The 6,596-nt window shown below is 71.4% G+C and carries 4 protein-coding genes and 3 pseudogenes; 1 reads left to right on the forward strand and 6 read right to left on the reverse strand.

Annotated elements, in window-relative coordinates:
* A pseudogene (locus tag GJ632_RS18105) lies at window positions 1–722 on the reverse strand (enolase C-terminal domain-like protein); the annotation flags it as partial.
* Window positions 722–1,672 (reverse strand): 1,4-dihydroxy-2-naphthoate polyprenyltransferase, encoded by a 951-nt coding sequence (locus GJ632_RS18110; protein ID WP_191453675.1) that lies wholly within the window; start codon window positions 1,670–1,672, stop codon window positions 722–724. The pseudogene GJ632_RS18105 and the gene GJ632_RS18110, both read right to left, overlap by 1 nt.
* Before the next feature lie 355 nt (window positions 1,673–2,027).
* Between GJ632_RS18110 and GJ632_RS18115 the strand changes: the two genes are divergently transcribed.
* A complete protein-coding gene (locus tag GJ632_RS18115; RefSeq protein ID WP_191453676.1) occupies window positions 2,028–3,980 on the forward strand; it encodes a PAS domain S-box protein in 1,953 nt (650 codons plus the stop codon).
* A 4-nt stretch (window positions 3,981–3,984) separates the two neighbouring features.
* On the opposite strand, the pseudogene GJ632_RS18120 reads toward GJ632_RS18115, so the two are convergent.
* The 4 genes and pseudogenes from GJ632_RS18120 to GJ632_RS22415 form a co-directional block, all read right to left on the reverse strand.
* A pseudogene (locus GJ632_RS18120) lies at window positions 3,985–4,901 on the reverse strand (1,4-dihydroxy-2-naphthoyl-CoA synthase).
* A 77-nt stretch (window positions 4,902–4,978) separates the two neighbouring features.
* A complete protein-coding gene (locus tag GJ632_RS18125; RefSeq protein WP_191453677.1) occupies window positions 4,979–5,449 on the reverse strand; it encodes a hypothetical protein in 471 nt (156 codons plus the stop codon).
* A 148-nt stretch (window positions 5,450–5,597) separates the two neighbouring features.
* The gene (locus tag GJ632_RS18130; RefSeq protein WP_191453678.1) at window positions 5,598–6,026 is read right to left on the reverse strand and encodes a hypothetical protein; all 429 of its coding nucleotides are present in this window, start codon (window positions 6,024–6,026) and stop codon (window positions 5,598–5,600) included.
* A pseudogene (locus tag GJ632_RS22415) lies at window positions 6,023–6,596 on the reverse strand (hypothetical protein); the annotation flags it as partial. The gene GJ632_RS18130 and the pseudogene GJ632_RS22415, both read right to left, overlap by 4 nt.

Consider the following 6,596-nt stretch of genomic DNA (forward strand, 5'->3'; position numbering starts at 1 on the left):
CGGTTTGAGGACCAGCACGTCCGCCGCGTCCGCGTCGAGGACCGCCCCCACCGAGTGGGCGGCCAGCGTCTCGTCCACGGCGACGCCGACGCCCCGGCCGCGGAGTTCGGCGTGTCCCGACAGGTCGTCGGCCGGGAGGGGTTGTTCGACGTACCGGACGCCGAGTTCGGCCGCCGCGCGAGCATCGCCGCCGCCGTCTCGCGGTCCCACGCGCCGTTGGCGTCCGCGCGCAGTTCCGCGTCCGGGGCGGCGTCGCGGGCCGCCCGCAGGCGCGCCGCGTCGACGGCCGCGTCCCGCGCGCCGACTTTCACCTTCACCGCGTCGTAGCCCGACTCGACCGCCTCCCGCACCGACTCGGCCGTCTCGGCGGCCGTCCCGTCGCCGACGGTGGCGTTCACCGGGACGCGTCGGCGGCGTCGCCCGCGGCCAACTGCGCTCCGAGGGAGACGCCGGCCGCCCGCGCGTCGGCGTCGGCGCGGGCGAGCGACGACGCCGTGTCTCGCGGCGGGCGTCGTCGCGTCCGGGTCGCCCGCGTCGAGCGCCGTCCGACAGTCAGAGAGCGACTCCGTCCACCCCGGGAGCGGCGTCGCCTCGCCGAGGCCCGCACTCTGCGACGCCCCCTCGTCGGCCAGTCGCACGAGAAAGCCCTCGCGCGCCTCGATGGGGCCGTTCGCGGTGCCGAGTGGGTCCGACAGCGACAGCGAGAACGGGTCGAGACGCATCACAGCGGGAGGCCGCCGAACGAGAGGCCGAAGCCGAACAGGGCGGCGAACATCGCCAGCAGTTTCCCGACCCGTTCGAGCGCGGGGTTCAGCGCGCCGCCGGACGTCTCGGCGAACACCGTCAGCATCACCGAGAGCGCGTACGGCAGGGTGACGAGGGGGAGGAGGACGGCGATTCCGAACGACTCCCGGGTGACGAACCAGAGGGGGACGAGGTAGGCGAGTGCGAGCATGGCGGCGAACTCGCCGCGGGAGAACGCGTAGCCGAAGCGGACGGCGAGCGTCCGCTTTCCGGTCGTCGCGTCCTCCTCCTTGTCGCGCACGTTGTTGACGACGAGGATGTTCGTCGAGAGGGCGGCGACGGCCAACGAGGCGACGAACGCGTCGAACGGGAGCGTGTTCGGGGGCACGCCGAGCGAGAGGGGGGCGGCGAGGGCGGCGGCCGCCTGCACGTAGTAGGTGCCGGTGACGGCGACGACGCCGAAGAACAGGAAGACGAACAGGTCGCCGAGTCCGTGGTAGCCGAGGGGGTAGGGACCGCCGGTGTAGGCGATACCCGACGCGACGGAGAGGAGACCGACGACGACGATGGGGACGCCGCCGACGTAGACGAGGTACGTGCCGACGAGGACGGCGGCGGCGAACGTGAGGTACATCGCGCGCTTGACCTCGGCGGGTTCGATGAGGCCGCCCGCGGTGACGCGAGTGAAGCCCTCGCGGTCCTCGGTGTCCGCGCCCTGCACGGCGTCGTAGTAGTCGTTGGCGAAGTTCGTGCCGACCTGGATGAGTGCCGCGCCGACGAACGCCGCGAGTGCCGGGAGCGCGGCGAACACGCCGTCGTGGACGGCCAACCCGACGCCGACGAAGATGGGCGCGGCGGCGGCCGGCAGCGTCTGCGGCCGCGCCGCCATCACCCACGCCTTCGTCCGCGAGATGTCCTGCGTGCTCATTGTCTCACGTTCGGGACGGGGGGAGAGTCAAACTTCGGTTTCCCGACGGGTGACGACGGACCGAGTCCGCATCGGCCCATTCCGCGGGGACGGGAGGTGACTTCACCGCGATAAATTCTCCAAAAGCTACTTTTCCGTGGACTTCCTACGTTCACTCGTGGTTCGCCAGTTGGGTCGTCACGGGGCTCCCCTGTGAGGGCTCGACTTTTGCGGGACGCGAGTTCGCCAGTCGCGACTCTCCCGACCGCTCGGACCATCCGCAACGCTCGTTGTGAGGCCGCCCCGGCGAGTACGCGGACCCGGACGGGTCGCGACGAGAGTGCAGTTTTACGTTCTGTCAGACCGACGGGTCCGTATGGCCTCGTCCTCCCCGCGGAATCGGCTCTACAACGTCTTCGCCGACCCGGACCGGGACGTAGCGGAGAAAGTCGGACGCGCGCTCCGCATCGGAACGGAGTATCTCGACCTGCCGTTCGGCTTCCTCACCCGCATCGACGAGGGCGTCCAGGAGATAGTTCAGGCGACGGGGGACCACGACCTGTTGCAGCCCGGCGAGACCTGTCCGCTCGACGACGCGTACTGCCGTCTCACGGTCGAACTCGACAGCCCGCTGGCGGTGGACAACGCCTCGGCGTCGGCTATCGACCAGCGCGCCGTCGACACGTTCGGACTCGGGACGTACATCGGGACCAAGGTGGTCGTCGACGGCGAGACGGAGGGGACCATCTGCTTCGCCGACACGGACGTACGCGACGAGCCCTTCACCGAAGCCGAGGAGATGTTCCTCGAACTGCTCGGGCGACTCGTCAGCGGCGAACGCGAGCGGCGAGCGTACGAGCGGCAGTTGGCCGAGCGGAACGCGCGCCTCGAACGGGAGAAGCGGCGGTTCGAGGCCATCGCGGAGACGAGCTTCGACATCCTCTTTCGCGTCGGACTCGACGCCGAGTTCACCTACGTCTCCTCGGCGGTCGAACGCGTCCTCGGCCACTCGCCGGCGGCGCTGACCGGGGAACCGTTCGTCGACTTCATGACCGACGCCGCTGCCGAGCGCGCGGGTTCGGCCTACGCCGAGGTACTGGAGAACCGAGCCGTCGAGAACCTCGAACTGGACTTCCTCGACCGAACCGGCTCGGTGGTCGTCCTCGAGGTGAACGCGACGCCGGTCACGCGGGACGGCGACGTCGTCGGCGTCCAGGGCGTCGGGCGGGACGTGACGGCGCGGAAGGAGCGACAGCGCGAACTCCGCATCAAGAACAGGGCGATGGACGAGGCGCAGGTCGGCATCTGCATCTGCGACGTGCGGGAGCCGAACGAACCGCTCGTCTACGTCAACGACGGGTTCGAGCGCGTCACCGGCTACGACACCGAGGAACTGCTCGGCCGGAACTGCCGGATGCTGCAGGGCGAGCGGACGGACCCGGCGACCACGCGGCGATTCCGAGCGGCCATCGACGCCGAGGAACCGGTCGTCGCCGAACTCGTCAACTACCGTCGGGACGGCACGCCGTTCTGGAACCGGGTCCACCTCGCACCGGTGGACGACGAGACGGGCGCCGTCACGCACTACGTGGGGTTCCAGCAGGACGTGACCGAGCGGACGCGGACCGAGCAGTTGATTCGCGTGCTGAACAGGGTCCTCCGTCACAACCTCCGGAACGACGTGAACGCGTTCCTCGGCTGGACGGACCAGTTGAACGCGGGGGACGGGGGAGACGTCGACGCCGAGCGTCGCATCGAACGCGTCGCCGAGGACCTCCTGACGACGAGCGAGCGAGCGCGCGAACTGGAGCGGTACGCCCGCCGGGAGCGGACGCCCGAGCGACTCGACCCCGAGGCGTTGCTCGCGGGCGTCGTCGACGCGACGCGCGAACGGTGGCCGGCGGCGACGATTCGGCTGTCGGTCCGGACGGACCCGGAGACGGGTATCTGCGCCGGCGCGGAACTGGAGCGAGCGGTCGAGGAACTCGTCGAGAACGCCGTCAAACACGACCCGTCGGCGGAGCCGAGCGTCGCCGTCGAGGCGGAGGCGGACGGCGAGTGGGTCCGTCTCGTCGTCGCGGACGACGGCCCCGGCATCGACGGGATGGAGTCGGACGTCGTCGCCGCGGGGACCGAGACGCCCTTGGAACACGGTTCCGGACTCGGACTGTGGCTGGTCAACTGGGTCGTCACCCGCTACGGCGGGTCGTTCGCCATCGAGGCGGAGTCGGACGGGTCCGGGACGACGGCGACGGTCCGCCTCCCCCGAATCGAACGCGGCACGCCGGTCGAAGCGGCCGCGCGGCGACCGACGATTCTGTCGGAGTGACCGCTCAGTAGTGCCAGGGGTACTCGGAGAAGTCCGGGTCGCGCTTCTCGAGGAACGCGTCGCGGCCCTCTTGGGCCTCGTCGGTCATGTAGCCGAGACGCGTCGCCTCGCCGGCGAACACCTGCTGGCCGACGAGTCCGTCGTCCGTCATGTTGAACGCGTACTTCAGCATCCGCATCGCCATCGGCGACTTGTCCGTCATCTCCTCGGCCCACTCCAACGCCACGCCCTCCAACTCGTCGTGCGGAATCGCCTCGTTCGCCATCCCCATCTCGACGGCTTCCTCGGCGGAGTAGGTCTTCCCGCGGAAGAATATCTCGCGGGCCTTCTTCTGGCCGACCTGTTTGGCGAGGTAGGCCGATCCGAACCCGGCGTCGAAGGAGGCCACGTCGGGGTCCGTCTGGAGGAACTTCGCGTGTTCCTCGGAGGCCAGCGTCAGGTCGCAGAGACGTGCAGGGAGTGGCCGCCGCCGACGGCCCACCCGGGGACGACGGCGACGACGGGTTTCGGCATGAAACGGATGAGACGCTGGACTTCGAGGACGTGCAGGCGGCCCGCCTTCGCCTCGCGGACGAGGGGGTCGTCCCCCTCGTCGGCCTCGTCGTCGTCGCGGTACTCGTAGCCCGACCCGCCGCGGACGGACTGGTCGCCGCCGGCGCAGAACGCCCACCCGCCGTCCTTCTCGGAGGGGCCGTTGCCCGTCAGGAGGACGCACCCGACGTCCGCCCGCTTGCGGGCGTGGTCGAGGGCGGCGTACAGTTCGTCCACCGTCCCCGGTCGGAACGCGTTGCGCTTCTCGGGGCGGTCGAACGCGATGCGCACCGCGGGCACGTCCACCGCGCGGTGGTAGGTGATGTCGTCGAACTCCGCCGCGCCGTCGACCGATTCCCAGCGGTCGGAGTCGAAGATGTCCGAGACCATACCGAGGAGGTGTGCGGGCCGCGCAAAAAGATTCGCTTCACGGACGGCGTCGGGGCCGAGCGGAATCGCACGCCGACTCAGAGCCGACGGCCGGACTCGATGCCGGCGGCGACGAACGGCAACGCGAGGACGCCTGCTGCGCCGACGGCGATGCCGGCGACGGTGGCCGCCGCGAGTCCCGCGGGCGACGCCGAGAACAGGCCGGACGCGACGGACCCGAAGACGGCGACGGCGAGGACGAGGTTGTACCAGACGGCGCGCACGCCGGCGTAGAGGACCGAGAACGGCGGCCACTCCGGACCGACGGAGAGGCGGCCGTTGCGGTAGGCGGCGACGCCCCACGAGAGGGCCACGGCCCCACCGAGCGCCGCCGAGGAGGCGACGAAGTCGCCGGAGAACGTGGCGACGACGAGAGCCGGCAGTCCCAGCACTGTCGCCTCGGCGGTGCCGTCGAACAGGTCCGAGAGCCACTTGCCGAGTTCGTCGTTCTCCTCGCGGGGGCGAACCTGCCGCGCCTCGGTCTCCGGGTCGGTGACGCCGCGTGACATATCCGTCACGTCGGCCGGAGAGGTGAAAAGCGCTGTCCTCGGCGTCAGTACGTGAACAGTCGCCACGCCCACTCAGAGAGCGTCGGCGACCGGAGGCGCGCGGGGCGGCCGACGGACGTGTCGACGCGCGCGTCGTACCGGAACGTCGTCACGGACCGGCGCGTCTCGGTCGTCGCGTTCGTCGCGTTCGCCGCGTTCGTCGCGTTCGTCGCGTTCTCGGTTCCGGTGGCCGCCGCCGTGCGCCGCGTCCGGACCGTCGCGTCGCCGGCCGGTGACGACGCCGCGGTCGGTGGTCGACGACCATCCGGACGCGAGCGCTCTCGACGGAGACGCTCGCCGGCGGCGAGTGACCGAACGTCGCCTCGTACGCCGCCTCGCCCGTCGCGACGAGCGTCAGTCGGCCGTCGGCGCGGTTCGCGACGCGCCACTGGCCCGTCCGCGGCGTCGGGAGCGAGAACCGCCCGCCTGCGCTCGCGCCGAGGGCGGTGCCGTGCCGGACCGTCCAGTAGCCGGGGGCGGCCGCGACGGTTCCGAACCCGGCGGTCGGGTGCGAGGCGTTCGCGCCGCCGGCCGTCACACTTCGGGAGTCGTAGGCGACGACGCCGGAACTCCCGTACAGCGTCGTTCGCGTGGTGAGGTCGGGCGCGGCGATGACCGTCCGGTCGAGGTAGCGGCGGTTCGACCGGTCGACGGCGACGCGCCGGGCCGTCGCGCGGTCCTCCCCGGAGACGTCGAGGTGGCCACGTAGACGTGGTCGGACCGGTCGGTGTTCTCCAGAGCGACCGCGTACGCCGCCGTCGGGTCGTCCGGGAGCGGTTCGGGCGCGGTGTCCATCGGCCGCGTCTCGGTCACCCTGACCGCGCCCGCGCCGGCGACCAGCGAGACACAGAGCAGGGCCGCCACCGCGACGCGACGCGTCGGGAGGGCCGCGAGCGTCTCCGCGTCGGGCGTCGGCACCGGTCGCAGCGACGACGCGACGTGGATGCTGTAGACGAACTGCGTGAGGACCGTCCCCGCGATGAGCGTGAGGCCGCCGCCGACGAGGAGCAGTCGGAGGGGCGACCGGACGCCGCCGGTGTAGACGAGGGCCGTCAGCGCGGTGCCGGCGACGACGGCGGTGCCGACGGCGTGGGCCGCGAGGACGACG

This window comes from Halogeometricum sp. CBA1124 (assembly GCF_009741955.1).
In the GTDB taxonomy this organism is placed as follows: Archaea; Halobacteriota; Halobacteria; order Halobacteriales; family Haloferacaceae; genus Halogeometricum; species Halogeometricum rufum.